Source organism: Burkholderia sp. AU33803 (genome assembly GCF_002223095.1).
Lineage (GTDB): Bacteria > Pseudomonadota > Gammaproteobacteria > Burkholderiales > Burkholderiaceae > Burkholderia.
On the sequence record NZ_NKFJ01000008.1, the window covers coordinates 596847 to 615288 of the forward strand.

The window sequence follows — 18442 nt, forward strand, 5'->3', positions numbered from 1 at the left end:
CCTGACCGATTTCGTGCAGCCACCCGACACATTCATCGCCATGACACCCATTTCCGTATCGCCGCGCGCGGAAGGCCTGCGCGTCGTCGCGCCGCCCCGCGACGAACCCGCTCCCCCTGACGCGCTGCAAATCGCCGAGCGCCTGGCGGCCGGCTTTGCACGCACCGCGGCCGAGCGCGACCTGCAGGGCGGCACGCCGAAGGCCGAGCGCGATCAGTTGCGCGACAGCGGCCTGCTCGCGCTGAGCATCCCGTCCGCCTACGGCGGCCTCGGCGCGAGCTGGCGCACGACGCTCGACGTCGTCCGCGTGCTCGCGGCCGCCGACAGTTCGCTCGCGCACGTGTTCGGTTTCCACCACCTGATGCTCGCAACGGTGCGGTTGTTCGGCGCGCCCGCACAGTGGGAATCGTGGTTCGAACGCACCGCGCGCCAGCGGTGGTTCTGGGGCAATGCGCTGAATCCGCTCGACGCGCGCACGATCAGCCGCTCGCGCGGCGCATGGCATGAATTCAGCGGCCAGAAGAGTTTTTGCTCGGGGGCGCTCGATTCGCAGATGCTGATCGCGTCCGCGCACGATGCGCAGACGCGCGCATTCCTGATCGCGGCCGTGCCGACGCAGCGCAGCGGCATCTCGATCGCCGACGACTGGAACAACATCGGCCAGCGCCAGACCGACAGCGGCACGGTCACGTTCGAGAAGGTGCGCGTCGAGGATCACGAATTGCTGACGGACCCCGGCCCGCTGTCGACGCCGTTCGCGTGCCTGCGCCCGCTCGTCGCGCAGCTCGTGCTGACGAACGTGTATCTCGGCATCGCCGAAGCCGCGTTCAACGACGCGCGGCACTACACGCTGCACGAGGCGCGGCCGTGGCCCGGCGCGCAGGTCGCGAGCACCGGCGACGATCCGTACATCCTCGGCCAGTACGGCGAATTCTGGGTCGGGCTCGAAGCCGCGCGCGTGCTCGCCGACCGCGCGGCGGACCGGCTCGACGCCGCATGGTCGCGCGATGCGGCGCTCACCCAGGCGGAGCGCGGCCAGGTCGCGCTCGCCACGGCCGCCGCGAAGGTGTCGGCCGCACGCACCGGGCTCGACCTCTGTACGCGGATGTTCGACGTCGCCGGCGCACGCGCGACGCACGGCGCGCTGCGGCTCGACCGGCACTGGCGCAACCTGCGCACCCACACGCTCCACGACCCGCTCGCGTACAAGATTCGCGAGATCGGCGAATGGGCGCTCAAGCGAACCTATCCGACGCCGGGCTTCTACTCGTGAATCACACCCCTTCCGATGCGTGGCCAGACGCCGCGCCCGTCCTCACGCTGCCCGACCGGCCCGCGCTCGCGACATCCATTCGTGCCCGCGCGCAGGTGTTCGTCGACCCGCGCTCGGTCGCGTTGCTCGACCGGATTCGCCTGGTCGCGCCGAGCGATGCGAACGTGCTGATCGTCGGCGAGACCGGCACCGGCAAGGAACTGATCGCGCGCCACGTGCATGGCCTCAGCCGCCGCAGCAGCGGGCCGTTCATCGCGGTGAACTGCGGCGCCTTCTCCGAAACACTCGTCGAGAGCGAACTGTTCGGTCACGAGAAAGGCGCGTTTACCGGCGCGTTCAGCGCGAAGCCCGGCTGGTTCGAAGCCGCGAACGGCGGCACGCTGTTTCTCGACGAGATCGGCGACCTGCCGCTGTCGATGCAGGTCAAGCTGCTGCGCGTGCTGCAGGAGCGCGAGGTCGTGCGGCTCGGTTCGCGCACCGGCGTGCCGATCGACGTGCGCGTGGTTGCCGCGACCAACGTGGATCTGCAGCAGGCCGTCGCGAACGGACAGTTTCGCGGCGACCTGTTCTACCGGCTCAACGTCGTGCAGCTCGCGGTGCCGACGCTGCGCGAACGCCCGGGCGACATCCTGCCGCTCGCGCGCCACTTCTTCGACGACTACCGCAGCCGCCTCGGCTACGGGCCGCGCAGCATCGACCCGCGCGCCGAGCGCCGGCTCGAGGCACACAGCTGGCCGGGCAACATCCGCGAACTCGAGAACGTGATCCATCACGCGCTGCTCGTGAGCCGGAACGATTCACTGCAGGAGGCCGATCTGCATATCGCGTCGTCGGGTGTGCCGACGGCCGCCTCGAGTACGTCAGCGCCGGGACCCGACCCGGCCGCCGGCGCGCAGGCCGCACTCGAACGCGCGCTGCGCGACCTGTTCGACGAGGATCACGGCAACCTGTTCGAGCGCATCGAGGACACCGTGATGCGCGTCGCATTCGAATTCAGCCACCGCAACCAGATTCAGGCCGCACGGCTGCTCGGCATCAGCCGCAATGTGCTGCGGGCGCGGCTGATTCGCGCGAAGGAAATTGCGGCGGTGAAGTAGCCGCGTATGGGGGCGCACCGCTGCCCGGCTCCGGTGGGATTGCGTCGCGCTCCGAAACCCGGTAGTCGAAAGACCCGTGCTTCCTTGGGCCTGACTTTGTGTCAGGTGGAACCGCTGGTCGCGCGGTATTGGGCCGCTCATCCCAGCGGCCTGGCTCTGCAGCATCGTTGTCATGGGAGCACTCGTCAACCGTCGCTCATCAAGCGCGACTGATAGCGCGCGCGCACTCGATGAAGCTCCGAACGAGTGGAATGCGGTGCTTGTCGCTCCACACCAAACTGAAATCGAGTCGCGCATGCTTGTCAGATAATGGAATGCCCACTATGTCCGGCGGCAGCGAGGCAAGGACAGATTCGGAGAACAAGGTTATGCCTCGACCGAGCGAAACAAGCCTGAGAAGGACTGGCATATCGTCGGCTTCTTCAACAACATCAGGTAAGACACCCGCACGCAGACACGCGCTTTCTACGACCGAGCGGAACGTTCGCCATCGGTTCATGGTGCCGAATACGAAGGGCATACCACGCAATTCCTTTAACGCTATCGTTGTCCGTTTGGCGACGGGTTCGTATTTGGACGCCAACACCACGAGCCGCTCACGAGACACCGGAATGTGCGGAAGTCCGCCGCCGCACGCTGCAGTGAGGGCGAAGCCCGCATCGATGGCGCCCTCCGAGATCGCGCTGATCTGATCGACAGAGGACATGAGGAAAAGACTCACTTCAGCGCCTGGAAATTCATTCTTGAACTGCAGAACGATCTTCGGCACAACTCCATATGCAGTGAGCGCAGAATAGGCTACAGATAACGTTCCAGCCTCTCCCTTCGCCGTCATCTGCGCAGCCCTCACCGCATGCTGGAGCAAGTTGACCGCCTCCTGTGCGTTGACAGCAAACAACGCCCCTGCTTCCGTTAGCTCCACACGCCTTGTCGTACGAACCAGCAACGCGAAGCCGAGATCATCCTCCAGCGCCTTAACGTATCGACTGACCGCAGGTTGTGCGATATGGAGCTGAGCAGCTGCCTTGCGAAAGCTCAAATGATGCGCGACGGCAAGAAACGCGCGCAGGCGCTGGTGGTCAACGAGGCGGTCCATATATACAAATTTAGCATCAATAGAAGCCGAATTGATATTGGACGGAATATTACTGGCGGTAAAAGATTTGTTCAAGGCATTCCGCCCGATGCCTGTGACGACCACTGCCAGATCCGCTGCGGCAGTCTCGATCGATGAACCCTCTACCATCAGACAAATATGCATCAAGATTCAATCGATGACATCCAGACCGTGATTTCCGTCGGACAATTGGCCGGCACACACGATATCGAGCAGAACCTCGCTAGCATTGAGCGTCTCGCGCGCACTGCTGCAAGCCATGGATCCAGGCTAATCGTGTTACCGGAGGCAGTGATGTATGCCTATACCGAATCAGGCGAGAAAATTGCCCAAATTGCCCGCCAGTGGGGGCACAAATTCGAATCGGCTCTAAAAGGCATTGCTGATCGCCATGGAATTTCGCTCTTGGCGGGTGCCTACCTCCCAACGCAGACGGGACGCTCGAGCAACACGCTGATCCTCGCACGTCCAGGCGCGGAACCGCCGCTCCACTACAACAAATTACATCTTTACGACGCCTTCGACTTTAAGGAATCCGAAAAGCATGACGTAACTGCACTCAAATCGGACTTCAGCGAACTCGTTACCTTCGACCTCGATGGATTTACTGTCGGCATTCTGAACTGCTATGACCTTCGCTTCCCGGAAATGGCCCGTCTGCTTGTGGAAAAAGGCGCAGAAGTTCTGGTTGTTTCTTCAGGTTGGGTAGCTGGGCCACTGAAAGAACTGCAATGGGAAACGCTCCTGAGAGCTCGGACAATCGAGAACACATGCTTCGTAGCGGGAAGCTGTCAGCCGGCCCCGCTCTCGGCCGGTCTTTCCATGATTATCGATCCCATGGGTGCGGTAACCAGTGGCGCTCATGAAGGCGAGGCGCTCGCGACGAGCATTCTTTCGAAGAAGCGACTGAAGCTGGTTCGAGACAAGCTTCCGTGTCTCGAGCAGCGACGTTATCTGCTCCTCCGGACTCTTGCCAAATAAGCAGACTCGACATAGCCAAGGAGCGTCGCTTTAGTATGAACAACACTGCAACGGCCGTTACGCCGGTCGCCCGCACTGCGGAGTTTCGTAAAGTCATGGTGTCTGCCGCGATCGGCCAATTCGTGGAATGGTACGACTTCGTGGTGTACGCCTATTCGGCAGGAATCATCGCAAAACTTTTCTTCCCCAACTCCGATCCGGTCGCGGCATTACTTTCGACCTTTGCTGTGTATGCCGTTGGTTTCCTGGTGAGGATCATCGGCGGCTTCGTTCTCGGCCGTCTCGGCGACCATTCAGGCAGACGGGGCGTGCTCGCCTTCGTCGTCCTGATGATGGGCGCATCTACCGTCTGCATCGGGCTGCTGCCAACCTATTCAGAGATCGGTATCGCCGCGCCTGCGCTTCTGGTTGTTTGCAGACTCGTTCAGGGCCTTTCAGCGGCAGGCGAATCCACGGGCTCCAACTCGTTCGTAGCCGAGCACGCGCCGTCGGCGAGACGCGGTCTCTTTGTTGCATTCACGTACTCATTCGCCAATATCGCCCCGATATTTGCGGCACTAACCGTCTTGGCCATAGCCAGTGGCCTTGGTGCCGATAGATATGCTGCGTGGGGATGGCGAATTCCCTTTCTCATGGGGGCACCGCTGGCTTTGGTGGGACTCTACATTCGGTCGCATCTAAAGGAGTCCCCTGCGTTTGAAGCCGCGAAACAAAGCGCCCCCACTACAGTTCAGCCATTTTGGGTCACCATCAAAGAGCATAGGTCCGGGCTCGGATTTGTATTTACGCTTTCTGTCGCCTCGAGCCTCGGGTTCTATTCCCTGGCAGGGTATTTCGTCTCCTACCTCACCAACTCCGTTGGACTAGCCAAAAGCGACGCGCTGATCTCCAACAGTGTGTCACTGTTTGTTGCGTTCATCAGCATGAACCTCGGAGCCCATCTGTCCGACCGTCTGGGACGAAAACCGATCCTGTTGACGGGGCTTCTCGTGTCGTCACTCGCGATCATTCCAGGTTATATGCTCGCCATGCAAGGAACGCTCGCGGGTGCGATTCTAGGGCAGACGTTAATTGCTGCGACGAGCGGAATTTGGTGGGGCCCGCTTCCGGTGACCATGCTCGAACTTTTCCCTACACGAGTCCGTTTCAGTTGTTCCGCAATCGGCGTCAATGTTGCTTACGCGGTCTTCGGTGGCACCGCCCCGTACTTGGGGACGTGGCTTGTCCAGAAGACCGGCAATCTTCTCTCACCTGCAGTATATGCGGCCTCGGTCACGGTAATTAGCCTGATAGTTATCTCATTTTTGCCGGAGACCTATCGACGATCCCTTACGCAAGAGATAGATCGAAAATAAATCATCTCATCCGTATCGAATCAGACCGTAGCGCCCACCGCCTTAAAGCACATCAGATGATTCGATCTACCGGAAGAAACCCGCATACAATAAAGTCAGGACGCCAAATGAAACGGACAATTATCACCACGGCACTAATTTGTGCACCCTCACTTGCTTTTCCTCAAAGCTCTGTAACGCTGTACGGTTTGTTGGAAGACGGTGTTACCTACGTGAACAACAGTGGCGGCAAGGGAAGCGTGACCAGTCTTGTTTCTTCTATCGCCCAAGGAAATAAATGGGGATTACTTGGCACCGAAGATCTCGGCGACGGCTGGAAAACTGTTTTCAAGCTTGAGAACGGATTCAATCCGAACAATGGAAAGCTCGGAAACGGTGGCCTTGAGTTCGGGAGAAGTGCATTCATTGGTGTCGCAAATGATCGATTTGGCACCTTCACGCTCGGCCGCCAATACGACGCCATCCCCGACTTCTATGCGCCAACGACCATGAATGGAAACTGGGGCGCGTACTTCTCCCATGCCAACGATATTGACAATTCAGACAGCACTTACCGCATCAGCAGCACCGTAAAATATGTCAGTCCGAATATGAACGGTCTGCAGGTCGAAGGACTGGTCGCGCTTGGTGGCGTGCCTGGCTCCGTTTCCGCAAAAAGCACAGTCTCTGCCGGCGTAAGATTCTCAAACGGTCCAATCTACGTGGCCGCCGCATACACATCTTCGAAGACGCCGGCATCTCAATTTCCTGACGGCAACTGGGTTGCGAATCAACAGCGCCCCACTGCCAACGGTGCATTCGGATATGTCGGCCAGCCGGCGAACATGCAGGTTGCTGGCATTGGCGGCACTTATCAGTTCGGAAAAGCAAAAGTCGGCTTGTCTTATGATAATGTCCGGTTTGCTGATGCAAATGGAACGAATCGACCGGTTTTATTCAATAATTATGAAATATGGTCACAATATTACTGGACACCATTTCTCGCGTTTGCCGCGGGCTACACTTTCACCTCAGTCACGTCAGACAGCGGCAATAGTCATCATCCAAGATACAACCAGTTCAACTTGATCGCGGATTACTTCATTTCAAAGCGAACGGACATTCAAATCTTGACGGTTTTCCAGAAGACATCGGGGGGCGCATTGGCGGATATCTACAATGGGTTTCCTGCAACTCAATCAAGCACCGATCGGCAACTTCTGGCGCGCGTGGCGATTCGGCACAAATTTTGACCTCCCACCGAAATGCGCTATATGGGGCGTACTCGACTCTTGAACCTGGAGCACGCCTCACTCACTTACCCCTCGTGGTTAGTGGTGACAGTGGGGAGTCGGCTCCAAAGCGGAGCCGATCCGACAGCGGAGGCGAGCGGGCCGCCGCGAGGAAAAGCGAACCGTCCAGTCAATGTGGATAGTGATATCAAACGCTGCATCCGGCGAGAACATGACTTGACCACAAATATCTAGAGCCGATGCGCTCTTTCTCCCAAAATCGATGCTACAGACCGCCGCGCTTGAGCGGGATCCGCCGCGGATGCGAATCCACGTCGTCAGAATCTTCGGGAAGCAGGTTGCCATCGTCGAGCTTCGCATCGGCACGCGCTGTTGCCGGATAACGTTCCGGGTAAAGGTGGCGCTGGGCGACCGTCTCGTCGAACGTACCGGACCATTTCGCAACGACGACCGTGGCCAGGCTGTTGCCGATCGTATTGCACGTGGCGATCGCCATCGACATGAACCGGTAGACGCCAAAGATCAGCGCGAGGCCCTCCACCGGCAGCAGCCCCGTCGATGTCACCGTCGCCGCGAACACGACGAACGATCCGCCCGATACCGTCGCGGCGCCTTTCGACGTCAACAGCATCAGCAGCAGGATCCCCATCTGATGCTCGAACGTGAGCGGCACGTTGTACGCGTGCGCGATGAACATCACGCCCATCGCCATGAAGATCGACGTCCCGTCGAGATTGAACGCATAGCCGGTCGGCAGCACGAGACCGACCGTCTGCTTCGCGCAGCCAAGTCGCTCGAGCTTGATCAGCAGGCGCGGCAACGCGCTTTCCGACGACGCGGTGCCGAGCACGATCAGGATCTCGTCCTTGATGTAGCGCATGAAGCGCCACATGCTGAAGCCGGCCAGCTTCGCGACGGCGCCCATCACGACGACGATGAACAGCACCACGACCGCGTAGAAGCCGAGCACGAGTTGCGCGAGCGCGACCAGCACGGCTGTCCCGTTGCTGCCGACCGCGAACGCGATCGCGCCGAAGGTGCCGAGCGGGGCAAGCTTCATCACCAGATTGATGAACGAGAACAGGACCTCCGAAATCTGGTCGAGCCCGTCGTTGATTCGCGTGCGGCGCCCTTCGGGAATCGCAAGAATGCCGATGCCGACCATCACCGCGAGCACGACCACCTGCAGCAGCTCGCCCTTCGCGAACGCGCCGATGAAGTTGTCCGGCACGAGATGCATCACGAATTCGGTGAACCCTTGCGGCGCCGCCTTTGCCGCGGCGACCGGTACCTTGCCGACCGCCACGGACGTCATACCCTGACCGGTCTGCAGCAGGTTGCCGGCGAACAGGCCGAACGCCAGCGCGATCGTCGACACGACTTCAAAGTAGACGATCGCACGCCAGCCGACCCGCCCCGCGCTCTTCACGTCGCCGGCGGAAGCAATGCCATGCACGATCGTCAGGAACACGAGCGGCGCGACGCCGGCCTTGATCAACGCGAGAAACACGTCGCCGAGCATCTTCATCTGCGTGCCGAATTTCGGAAACAGCAGACCGGCGACGATGCCGAGCACCAGCGACGCGAGCACCTGCATGCCGAGCTTGCGATACCACGGGCGCTTCGGCGCCGGGGCGACCGGTTCGTCGCGCGAGGTCTGTGCGTGATTCATGATGGTGTCTCCTCCACGTCGTCCGCTCAGATTTCGCGGGACAGTGCGATCGCCCGATCGACCATCTGCGGCGCGAGACCCAGGTAGTTGACCGGATCCGTCATGCGTTCGATCGCGTCGCGATCGAAGTGCCGCGTGACCTCGGGCAGTGCGGCCAGCGCTTCGGCGAGCGTGCCGCCCTTCTCGTTGACCATGCGGCACGCGTCATACACGATGTCGTGCGCCTGCTGGCGCCCGGTAAACGGCGCCATCTGCATCATCGCGGCTTCGGCGACGATCAGCCCCTTGCTGATGCCGAGGTTCTGCTTCATCCGCGCCGCATCGACGATCAGCCCGCCGAGCGCGAACTTCGCCTGATGCAGCGCGCCGGATGTCAGGATGAAGCTCTCGGGAATCGCGATCCATTCCGCATGCCACGGACCTGTCGCACGCTCGAAATCCTGGATCATCGCGTCGACCATCAGGCCCGCGTGCTGCCGCACAGCTTTCGCCGCCGCCAGCATCAGCTCGCTCGAGATCGGATTGCGCTTTTGCGGCATCGTGCTGCTTGCGCCGCGCCCCTTGACGAACGGTTCGTACACTTCCGCGAACTCGTTCGACGCCATGATCATGATGTCGAGCGCGATCTTGCCGAGCGAGCCCGTGACCAGCGCAAGCAGGTTCACTGCCTCGGCGAAGCCGTCGCGCGCGACGTGCCACGTCGTCGCGGGCACACCGAGCTTCAGTTCTTCCGCAAGCGCCTTCTGGACTTCGAAACCCTTGTCGCCGAGCGACGCCAGCGTGCCCGCCGCGCCCGCGAATTCGACGACCGCGACGCGCGTGCGCAATTCCGCGAGCCGCTGCTGATGGCGGTCGAACATCCCGAGCCAGATCGCGGCTTTGTAGCCGAACGTGACCGGTAGCGCCTGCTGCAGATGGGTGCGACCTGCCATCGCGGTGTCGCGGTGCGTGCGCGCGAGATCGGCGAGAATGCCGCGCAATTCGCGGATATCGGCGTCGATCGAGTCCAGCGCATCGCGTACTTGCAGGGCCACCGCGGTGTCCATGATGTCCTGCGTCGTGGCGCCCCAATGCACGTAACGGCCCGCGTCGCCGCACATCGCGACGAGCTGGTGCACGAGCGGCAGGATCGGATAGCCGACGATGTCCGTCTCCTCGCGCATGTGATCGAAATCGATGCGCTCGATGCTCGCTTCCCGTGCAATCACGTCGGCCGCGTCGGCTGGAATCACGCCGACGCGCGCCTCGGCCTTCGCGAGCGCGACTTCGACGTCGATGTAGCGCTGCACGAGTGAATGATCGGAAAACAGCGCACGCATCTTCGCGGTGCCGAAGGCATCTCGAAACAGAATCGAATCGACGACGGTACTGGAGACAGGGGCGGTACGGCTTGCCATGGTGACCTCTGAAAAGGAGAACGGGAAAAGGCATCGGACCATCGAAGCCGAATTCCTTCGATATGTCCGGACATATCCAAGGCTATTATGTCCGGACATATCGCTCAAGCGACGTTTACCCTTAAACTGTCAGCGACGACTGACATGCAGAGAAAATGAACAGACCCCATTTCGCCGAGATCGCGCGCGACCTGACTGAAGGCATCGCGTCGGGCCGCTTTCCCGTCGGCTCGTACTTGCCGACCGAGCTCGAATTGCGCGATCTGTACAAGACGAGCCGGCACACGATTCGCGCGGCGCTGCACGAACTGCAGCAACTCGGCTTCGTGTCGCGCCGCAAGAACGCGGGGACGCGTGTCGAATCGGTGCAACCGAAAAACGACTTCCGGCCGTCTCTTGCTTCGATCGAGGATCTCGTCCAGTTCGGTTCCGAGAATCTGCGCGTGGTGCAGACAGTCGAGGAACTCGTCGCTGACGGCAAGCTCGCGAAGGTCCTGAAGAGCGACGAAGGTGCGCGCTGGCTGCGCATTTCGAGCCTGCGTGTCGAACGCGATACCTCGCGTCCGCCGATTGGCTGGACGGACGTTTTTATTGATCCGAGCTATGCGGAAATCGTGGAGACGATCCGCAACGAGCCGGACACGCTGATCAGTTCATTGATCGAGGCCCGTTACGGACGATGCGTTGCCGAGATCGAGCAAAACGTACAGGCGGTGAACGTCTCGCCGGAAATGGCTGCGAGACTGCAGATCCCGGCGGGAACGGCCGCGCTTGAAATCGTGCGGCGCTATATCGATTCGATGGGCGTTGCGTTCGAAATCTCGATCAGCATTCACCCGGCCGAACGATTTTCCGTTTCCATGAGGCTGAAACGGTCCGAGAGTTGAACTGGCGGACGGGTGAAAGCGCCGTCAACAGTGACGCGCCGAAGCAGAAAGTGGATTTGCTCGGTATCTGCTCTGCCCGTGACGTCCCCGCCGCCTTCAATGCACTGGTTACGGTGCACCTGATGCGTTGCGCTGAAGCAGGTGCCCGTTATGCCGTCGGTTTCTGCCATTTGCAGGAAGCTCTCGGACGGACTCTAGTTGACTGAACTGAGTCAGACGATCTGATGCTGTCTGTTTGGTCCAGTCCAGACTTATACACGTACGGCGCGGCGGTGCTCCAGCGGTAGACTCGGCAGAGGAGTTGACGATCAAAGGTGCCAGATAAAGTGCGTGCGAGTCTTCAGTGAGATCACACGCCGTCAATTCCTTCATGATCTACGTGCTCCCCGATCAAAAGCCGAGCATCGCGAAGCTATCGCCGCGCCTACTGCGGCAGCGACCTAGTTCATGCTAGAACCAATGGCGCAAACCAATAGCGATTTCTGTTTGGTTTCTCGCCCCTGGAAGCTGAACGTTAGCCGCTCCGCTCGTATGATTGTAGTCAACCTGACCGTACACACTGGTCCTCTTTGAGAAAGCGTACTCCGCTTCCGAAACGAGGGCCCATCGCACGCCGTCATTGCCTGCGATTTTTTGCGCGTCATGAATATTGTCGTAATAGTACGCCTGACGAAGTAATACGGCTGGGTTCAACTGATACGACACACCAGCAAAAAATCCCTGGTCACGACGTTTGACGTCCGCCGTGCCAGATGGTGCGCCGATAATATTCAGCTGTGTATCGGCAATACCAGTACCATCCCGATTATTTTGATAGCCGGCATACAGTGTTGCCGGCCCGATCGCGTACGTTAGACCCAAGCCGAAGATGCGCTGGAGTCCACCATAGTTGGCGGCCTTGGTTTGTTGATACACGGCGCCGGCTGTCATACTCCCCCCGGCATACATGATTGCACCGCCGAACTGGGAATTTTGGGCGACGCTTCCCGGCACTCCGCCAACGCCGTAAGAAAGCCCTATCCGCACGGGTCCAAGTTCCTTCTCGTAGTACACGGCACTCGGTCTTTTCCCGCTATCAGTGCCGAACCACCAAGCCGTGTTGTAGAAGTTGCCCACCGTGAGCGGATCGTAGTTGCTCATGGTGTTGTAGAAGATCGTGTTGATGTTTCCCGCGATCAACGATCCGAATTGACCTTTGAGACCAACATACGCGTATCGGTCGAAAATGACATTTCTGGATGCCATGGAACCATCCTGCGGATTGAAGCCGCTTTCCAGTCGAAAAATCGCACTCGTCCCCCCGCCGAGGTCTTCGTTCCCGAGCAACCCAAACCGACTGTGATTGATCGCGCCGTTACTCATTTCGACCACGTCTCCTCCCGTCGGAGTGGCGTGATTTCTCCATACAAGGCTGGCATCCACGACGCCGTAAAGCGTGACGGACGACTGCGCGCTGGCCAACGAACTTGCCATAAGGGCTGCAATGGTAAAAGCAATGTTTCTCATCCGGATTTTCATCACAAATCTCCAACCTGCTTATCGACTTTTTGTTTATTAATTAGTATGGCGAAATTCTATATACGAATTATTCTTGCATCGCCGTACTTTCTCGCCTCAATGACGCAAAAAATAGGCCAAGGAACTGAATAAGTTCCGATTCAATTTGGTGAAAGAGACGCCCCTGTTGCCGTGCAGGCGCTATGTATTTGTTACAGCCTGCCTGCGTCGACAATTTTTTTGAGAAATTCTCTGGTTCTCGCCTCTACGGGATCACCGAACAACTGCGAAGGCGGCCCTTTCTCGAGCACGCGACCTTGTTCAAGGAAAACAACCAGATCAGACACTTCCCGAGCGAACTGCATCTCGTGTGTCGCGAGAATCATGGTCATACCATCCGCTGCCAGGTCGCGGACGATGTTAAGCACTTCGGACACAAGTTCGGGGTCGAGCGCAGAAGTGATTTCATCCAGAAGCATGGCCTCGGGTCGCATCGCAATAGTACGGATAATCGCGACCCGTTGTTGCTGACCACCCGAGAGCTGATCCGGATAATATTCGGCGCGATGCGATAAATTCACCCGGTCTAACAGTTCGCGAGCACGCTCCCGTGCCGCACCGATATTCTCTCCCAGCAATTTAACCGGCCCCAAAGCCACATTGTCCAGCACGGTCATATGGGGGAAGAGATTATAGGACTGAAATACCATACCGACCCGCTTGCGCAATCGATTGACGTCGACGCCCGGGCCAGATACGACGTCGCCGCCGATTAGAACCTTGCCAGTGTCGATGGTCTCCAATGCATTGATGCAACGAAGAAGGGTCGACTTCCCGCAACCTGATGCGCCGATTAGCGTAACAACCTGATGCTTCTCGATATTAAGGTCGATTCCACGAAGCACTTCGTGTTCGCCGTATCGCTTTTTTAGGTCGACAAGTTCGATGAATGACATTATTTACCCTTCTGGCGACGAGTTGAGCTTCGCGCAAGCATCCAGTCGACGAAGCGAGTTTGAGGTATCGTGACCATTACAAACAATGCAGCCACCACGGTGACCGACGACAGATTGAAGTTGCTCGACGCATAGAATTTCGCTTGATTGAATGCATCGACAGTTCCGATGATGTTGACCAGAGAGGTGTCCTTCTGCAGTGCGATGAACCCACCAAGCAGCGGCGGAATGACACGACGCACCGCTTGAGGAAGGATCACGTACCTCAGCGTTTGGCCATATGAGAACCCGAGTGAGCGCGTTGAAGACCACTGCGAAGGATGGATTGACTCAATGCCAGCCCTGTATGTCTCCGCAGCATATGCGCTAAATGTCATCGTCAAGGCAAAGATCGCATACCATTCCGGCGATAAGTCGCTTAGAAGCGGGATTTTCGCCAATGGAAGACCAAAGCCAACCAGGTAGAGGACAATGATGGCCGGAACCGCCCGCATGATGTCGATATATGCAATCGCCAACGCCCTCACCGGTGCTCCGGCCCGACCTGGAATCATCCGCATGACAGCGAGCACAAGTCCGAATACGAGCACCAGCGCTTGCGAAACGAGGGCCATCCATATGTTGACACCGAACGCCCTCAACACATCGACGAAGCATTCCTTTATGACATCAATGCGTAGAAACGTTTTCTGAATGCTGCCATCATTGATCGTCAAGAACAAACCGAACATAAGAATGATCAAATATGTCAGGTTCAGCCCAAACGAAATAAGTGCATCCTGCTTCGCGCCGTCGGCACTTGCACGGGCTGCCAGAATATCGCTACGGCGCGCCTCGCGTTGAGCCTTGAGAGACAAGCGCAAGGCAGCGACGCTATACCAGAGCGACACAGCGGCAGCAACTACACCGACCGAGCTGATTGCAAGTCCAATAACGTTGCCGGCCCTATTGTGTGTAGAGGTCACCATGAGGGCACCGCCGATGGTTGCGATCAGCAGTAACAGTGCCAACGACGCCGTGATTGCCGCGATTGAAAGCGGCAGACTCTTGGGCGCCGGACTCAACGTGCCTCTGTCGACAAACGCGTTCGATGTTTCACTCACAATGTTCATCAACGTACACTCCAGAAGGATATCTGGGATGGGTCAACACCGAACTTCGGTTGAAGGTATGTAGCCGAGAGCTTTTTGAGCGTACCGTCAGATGCGAGTGAACCGACCGCCGTATCGACGGGTTGCGTGTTGACCGAACCACGCGGGGTAATCACGCCATAACCCTGATCTACTTTAAATTGCCCGGGTACATGTACTATCCCATTTGATGCCTTGGCTTGCGTGAGAGCGAGCGTGGTATCGGTCACGACCGCATCGATCTGTCCTGCCATCAGAGCGGTGAACATGTCTTCCTGGGCTTGGTAAACACTAACCTTCGTCTGCGGCTTGAGGACGTTTGCGACCCAATCTGAGCCGACATTGCCTTGAAGCACGCCGATACGCTTGTTCCTGAGGTTGCCTTCGGTAACGTCGCCAGAGACCTTCGTTGCAACACCGAGATTGGAAGTGAAGTACGGCCGAGAAAAGTTGAATACTTTCTTTCTCGGTTCGGTAATTGTTGTCGACGCAATCGCTACGTCGTAGCCAGTCGCCATCCCGGAAAAGAACTGCGCGGGGCTGATGTTCTTGATCCTGATATGGTGAAGTCCGGCGCGCGATGCGATGTTGGCAGCAAGGCAGTACTCGAATCCTCCGTTGATGGTGTCCGGCGACATCCCGTTCCACCAACCGGGGTTAGGCAAGATGGTTGCCACCGTCAGCGTATCTTTCTCGACCGTTTGCAGCTTTATATTTTGCTGTGCGCTTGTAATCTCGCAGGTTCCGAATGAGGACGAAGTCTGAGCCTGGCCACCCGCGATCGCGGGTGTAACGACGGTTGCAGTCGCTATAAGCAACCAAGTGGCAGCCGCAGTCGAAAATTTGCAATTCATATGTCGTCCTTAATAAATCATCCAGAAATTCGTGAGCGGTACTTCGAACACTCACGTTCCAAAGCAAAAAATAGCAGCTCCAATTGCGCCTGGTCAGCACCAGGGTATTCCGGATGCCATTGCACGCCTACCCCCCAATGATCACCCGCTATCTCGATCGCTTCAGTGATGCCATCCGGCGCGACGGCTGAAACGATAAGGTTTTCTCCGAGGTCATGAACGGCCTGATGATGCGCGGAATGAACGGTGATCTGGTCAGTGCGGTAGATCAGGCCCAGCTTGCTATCAGGCAGAATCCGTACGCTGTGCGTGATGAATTGCGTGTTGTTTGCAGATACATTGTGAATGGACTGGGTGCCAACGTCCTGCAGAAGCGAGCCGCCGAGGGCAACGTTCAAAATTTGCATTCCCCGGCAAATGCCCAAGAATGGCATCGAACGTTTCATCGCGGCGCGAACGAGCCTGATTTCGAAATCATCAGCTCGCGGGTTGATCCCATATGAGCACGGGTGCAAGGTGTCGTCACCATAATTTCCGGGGTGAACGTCGCTGCCGCCGAGCACGACAAGTCCGTCATACTCGCTGATCAGATCAGCAGGATCTCTCGACGAGTGAGCGGCATCCACCATGCCTGCCTCGAGGCCTGCGCTGGCCAGTCTCGAAACGGTGTGATCCGCCAAGGTTCGGAGCGCCAAGTTCAGTTCTGGCGCAGCGAGCTCAGAGTCCATGACGCAAGATACCAAGACGCGAGCGGGCACTTTTTTAGCAACTTCTGACATAAGGAGTAGAATCGAGTGTCGACGGTAAAACTATAACACCTAGAGGTTATGGACAAAAAAGCTTTCGCATCCACACTTACCCCTATCGCGGGGCACAGTGCACCCGAAACAATCGTGCGCAAGGTAACCGAGAGCATCACCACCGGTGAGTTTCGGCCAGGCGACAAGTTGCCTCGGGAGGAAGAACTCGCCCGCACGTTCGGGGTGGCGCCCATGACGCTTCGCACCGCACTCGCATCACTGCGCGAACTCGGCCTTGTCGTGACGACACGTGGGCGGTTCGGCGGCAGTTACATTGCAGAAAATGTGGGGCAGCGCTTGCGGGAAGTGGCGGGAGCTAACACATTCACACAGAGTGAACTCCGAAGTCTCACCGACTGGCGCCGCGCAATATCCGGAGAGGCCTGCTTCCTAGCGGCCGAACGGGCCAGCGAGAGAGACATCCGGAGGATTGAAGAGGCGGCTCGACGGTTTGACGCGGAGCCTACCGACGTACCGGCAAGACGCATGGCCGATGCACACCTCCATACCTTGATAGCGGAAGCCGCCAAGTCTCCGGACCTGTTGCGTGAGGAGGTAGAAATACAGGCGCAGATGAACCGTCTGATCATGCCACTACCCCTCATTACACCGGTGAAAGGAACGCTTTCCTTTGAACATCGGCGATTGGTGTCGGCCATTGCCGCGCGGGACGCCGACGGCGCAAGGCGAGAGATGATTGCACACGTTGAATCAACGTTCGAATGGTGCACACCACTCTTGGGTTGTTGATATCGCCACGCTTGCAGATCGCGCCAGATCCGGTCATGCGTTCGTCTGGCGAAATCCATGTGCGGCAGTTCGATGTATTCGAACCGCCCCGTGTTGAATGTCGTCGCGCGTCGCGGCAACTTAGAAGGTGTGCATCATGGCGACGCGGGATACGACCTGATGCGAGTTCGACGAAACGCCAGCCGAACCGACAATGAATGCGTTGTCGAGCACGGTGCCGGTCGCGCCCGACACCTTTTGATATACCGCTTGCGCATAGAGCACGGTTCGCTTGGACAGCGAGTAGGAGGCCATGACGCCACCTTCGTTCCAGTGAATGGACGACGCGCCCCCGCCGCTGCTCACCCTGGCACGTGTGTAGGTATACATCCCGCCGACGGAAAAGGCAGGCGATATATCGTACTTTACGTTCCCTTCGAAGTTATCGAACTTGCTGCTTCCGTTGCTCGTTCCCAGGTCGCCAACCCATATCGAACTTGCCGGCCGAGACACATTCGTATGCGTGTACACGAGCCCTAGCGTCGCAGGACCAAAGCCGTAGTTTGCGCCAATGCCGTAGATCTTTTGGTTCCCCGCGACAAATCCTGCGTCGTCAGTGGTGAGGGCGCCGGTCCGAGATGCACCCGGAGACGAAAGGTTTGCATAAACTGCCCCGACGGTCAGCGTGTCATACGTGTATTTGATACCCGCCGTCACCGCTCGATTCAGTGCAAAACCACCTGCCTGGTTGCTGAACCCGTACATCGCAGTGGCGGAGAAACCACCGTAAGTGCCAGACGTGTACTTGACGGCGTTATCGATATGAAATGTCGCGTCCGTATTGTCGTTGTCCAACGGGTGTGAGAAAAGCGTCCCCGCCCAGTTGCCGTTGGCCGTCAGCGGACCCAGCACATCCGTAATGGAGTCGAACTGCCGACCCAGCGTCAGCGATCCCAACGCGTCTGACTGCAGACCCACGTATGCGTTGTAGCCGAAGAGCCGGCCTCCGTACGACAGCCGACCGTTGTTGATATCGAAGCCGTTGTCGAGTTGGAAGATGCCATGCAGGCCGCCGCCAAGTTCTTCGCTGCCTTTCAGCCCGAACCGGCTGACGCCCAGGTCGGCGGTCGACATCTGGTATGCCTTTGCTCCACCAGCGTTGTTGGTGAAGTTCAGGCCCTCGTCGAGGACCCCATACAGGGTAACGCTACCTTGTGCGCTGGCGACAGTCGAAAAAATGAACGTGGCAGCGGCGACTGACAGAGACTTTTGCATGAAGAACCTATTATGAAAGTGAGGGAGTTGAAGACAGACTTCCGTTCGGACCTGTTTCGTGACGGCCCGGGTCGTGGCAGCCCGCGATCAAACAATTCGTTGTCCTATAAGAAGCACGTTGCATCTCGAAGGAACGGGTTGTCCGCGAACCCCGGCTGCCAACCGCTGCCGTCTGTGTGACCTCTAAGAG

The 18442-nt window shown here is 58.4% G+C and carries 16 protein-coding genes; 7 read left to right on the forward strand and 9 right to left on the reverse strand.

Translation table 11 applies throughout. The features are described from left to right. The first annotated feature begins 40 nt into the window (after positions 1 to 40). Positions 41 to 1273 carry an acyl-CoA dehydrogenase family protein gene (locus CFB41_RS34185; RefSeq protein ID WP_373558642.1) on the forward strand — a complete coding sequence of 411 codons (1233 nt, stop codon included), beginning with the start codon at positions 41 to 43 and terminating at the stop codon, positions 1271 to 1273. Next, positions 1270 to 2370, forward strand: coding sequence for a sigma-54-dependent Fis family transcriptional regulator (locus tag CFB41_RS34190; protein WP_089459666.1), 1101 nt, complete (start codon positions 1270 to 1272; stop codon positions 2368 to 2370). Before CFB41_RS34185 ends, CFB41_RS34190 begins: the two co-directional genes overlap by 4 nt. Before the next feature lie 199 nt (positions 2371 to 2569). On the opposite strand, the gene CFB41_RS34195 is transcribed toward CFB41_RS34190, so the two are convergent. Continuing rightward, positions 2570 to 3631, reverse strand: coding sequence for a LysR family transcriptional regulator (locus CFB41_RS34195; protein ID WP_089459667.1), 1062 nt, complete (start codon positions 3629 to 3631; stop codon positions 2570 to 2572). Here CFB41_RS34195 and CFB41_RS34200 point away from each other — a divergent pair. From CFB41_RS34200 to CFB41_RS34210, 3 genes are all read left to right on the forward strand, one after another. Beyond that, positions 3626 to 4468, forward strand: a complete 843-nt coding sequence (locus CFB41_RS34200) for a carbon-nitrogen hydrolase family protein (protein WP_089459668.1) — start codon at positions 3626 to 3628, stop codon at positions 4466 to 4468. The genes CFB41_RS34195 and CFB41_RS34200 overlap by 6 nt on opposite strands. A 35-nt stretch (positions 4469 to 4503) precedes the next feature. Then, positions 4504 to 5823 carry an MFS transporter gene (locus CFB41_RS34205; RefSeq protein ID WP_089459669.1) on the forward strand — a complete coding sequence of 440 codons (1320 nt, stop codon included), beginning with the start codon at positions 4504 to 4506 and terminating at the stop codon, positions 5821 to 5823. A gap of 107 nt (positions 5824 to 5930) precedes the next feature. Continuing rightward, positions 5931 to 7055, forward strand: a complete 1125-nt coding sequence (locus tag CFB41_RS34210) for a porin (RefSeq protein ID WP_089459670.1) — start codon at positions 5931 to 5933, stop codon at positions 7053 to 7055. 265 nt (positions 7056 to 7320) lie between these two features. On the opposite strand, the gene CFB41_RS34215 is transcribed toward CFB41_RS34210, so the two are convergent. Both CFB41_RS34215 and CFB41_RS34220 read right to left on the reverse strand, forming a co-directional pair. Next, positions 7321 to 8727 carry a cation:dicarboxylate symporter family transporter gene (locus tag CFB41_RS34215; protein WP_089459671.1) on the reverse strand — a complete coding sequence of 469 codons (1407 nt, stop codon included), beginning with the start codon at positions 8725 to 8727 and terminating at the stop codon, positions 7321 to 7323. Between the two features lie 26 nt (positions 8728 to 8753). After that, positions 8754 to 10124, reverse strand: a complete 1371-nt coding sequence (locus CFB41_RS34220; protein ID WP_089459672.1) for an adenylosuccinate lyase family protein — start codon at positions 10122 to 10124, stop codon at positions 8754 to 8756. A gap of 155 nt (positions 10125 to 10279) precedes the next feature. Here CFB41_RS34220 and CFB41_RS34225 point away from each other — a divergent pair, with 155 nt between their 5' ends. After that, positions 10280 to 11011 carry a GntR family transcriptional regulator gene (locus CFB41_RS34225; RefSeq protein WP_071333795.1) on the forward strand — a complete coding sequence of 244 codons (732 nt, stop codon included), beginning with the start codon at positions 10280 to 10282 and terminating at the stop codon, positions 11009 to 11011. A gap of 450 nt (positions 11012 to 11461) precedes the next feature. Here CFB41_RS34225 and CFB41_RS34230 read toward each other — a convergent pair whose 3' ends face one another. From CFB41_RS34230 to CFB41_RS34250, 5 genes are all read right to left on the reverse strand, one after another. Then, positions 11462 to 12529 (reverse strand): porin, encoded by a 1068-nt coding sequence (locus tag CFB41_RS34230; protein WP_089459673.1) that lies wholly within the window; start codon positions 12527 to 12529, stop codon positions 11462 to 11464. Positions 12530 to 12720: 191 nt separating this feature from the next. After that, complete coding sequence (locus CFB41_RS34235; RefSeq protein WP_060159544.1) at positions 12721 to 13464, reverse strand: amino acid ABC transporter ATP-binding protein; 744 nt, start codon at positions 13462 to 13464, stop codon at positions 12721 to 12723. Next, positions 13464 to 14576: an amino acid ABC transporter permease gene (locus CFB41_RS34240; protein WP_089459674.1), complete on the reverse strand. Its 1113-nt coding sequence runs from the start codon at positions 14574 to 14576 to the stop codon at positions 13464 to 13466. The genes CFB41_RS34235 and CFB41_RS34240 overlap by 1 nt, the downstream gene beginning before the upstream one ends. Continuing rightward, entirely contained in the window at positions 14576 to 15448 is an 873-nt protein-coding gene (locus tag CFB41_RS34245; protein WP_089459675.1) for an ABC transporter substrate-binding protein, read from the reverse strand. Before CFB41_RS34245 ends, CFB41_RS34240 begins: the two co-directional genes overlap by 1 nt. Positions 15449 to 15465: 17 nt before the next feature. Further along, the gene (locus CFB41_RS34250) at positions 15466 to 16176 is read right to left on the reverse strand and encodes a gamma-glutamyl-gamma-aminobutyrate hydrolase family protein (protein ID WP_179250280.1); all 711 of its coding nucleotides are present in this window, start codon (positions 16174 to 16176) and stop codon (positions 15466 to 15468) included. Positions 16177 to 16341: 165 nt separating this feature from the next. On the opposite strand from CFB41_RS34250, the gene CFB41_RS34255 reads away from it, so the two are divergent. Further along, positions 16342 to 16998, forward strand: a complete 657-nt coding sequence (locus CFB41_RS34255) for a FadR/GntR family transcriptional regulator (RefSeq protein ID WP_179250282.1) — start codon at positions 16342 to 16344, stop codon at positions 16996 to 16998. Positions 16999 to 17118: 120 nt separating this feature from the next. Here the strand turns inward: CFB41_RS34255 and CFB41_RS34260 are convergent, their stop codons facing one another. Beyond that, complete coding sequence (locus CFB41_RS34260; RefSeq protein ID WP_089459678.1) at positions 17119 to 18252, reverse strand: porin; 1134 nt, start codon at positions 18250 to 18252, stop codon at positions 17119 to 17121. Positions 18253 to 18442 lie beyond the last annotated feature (190 nt).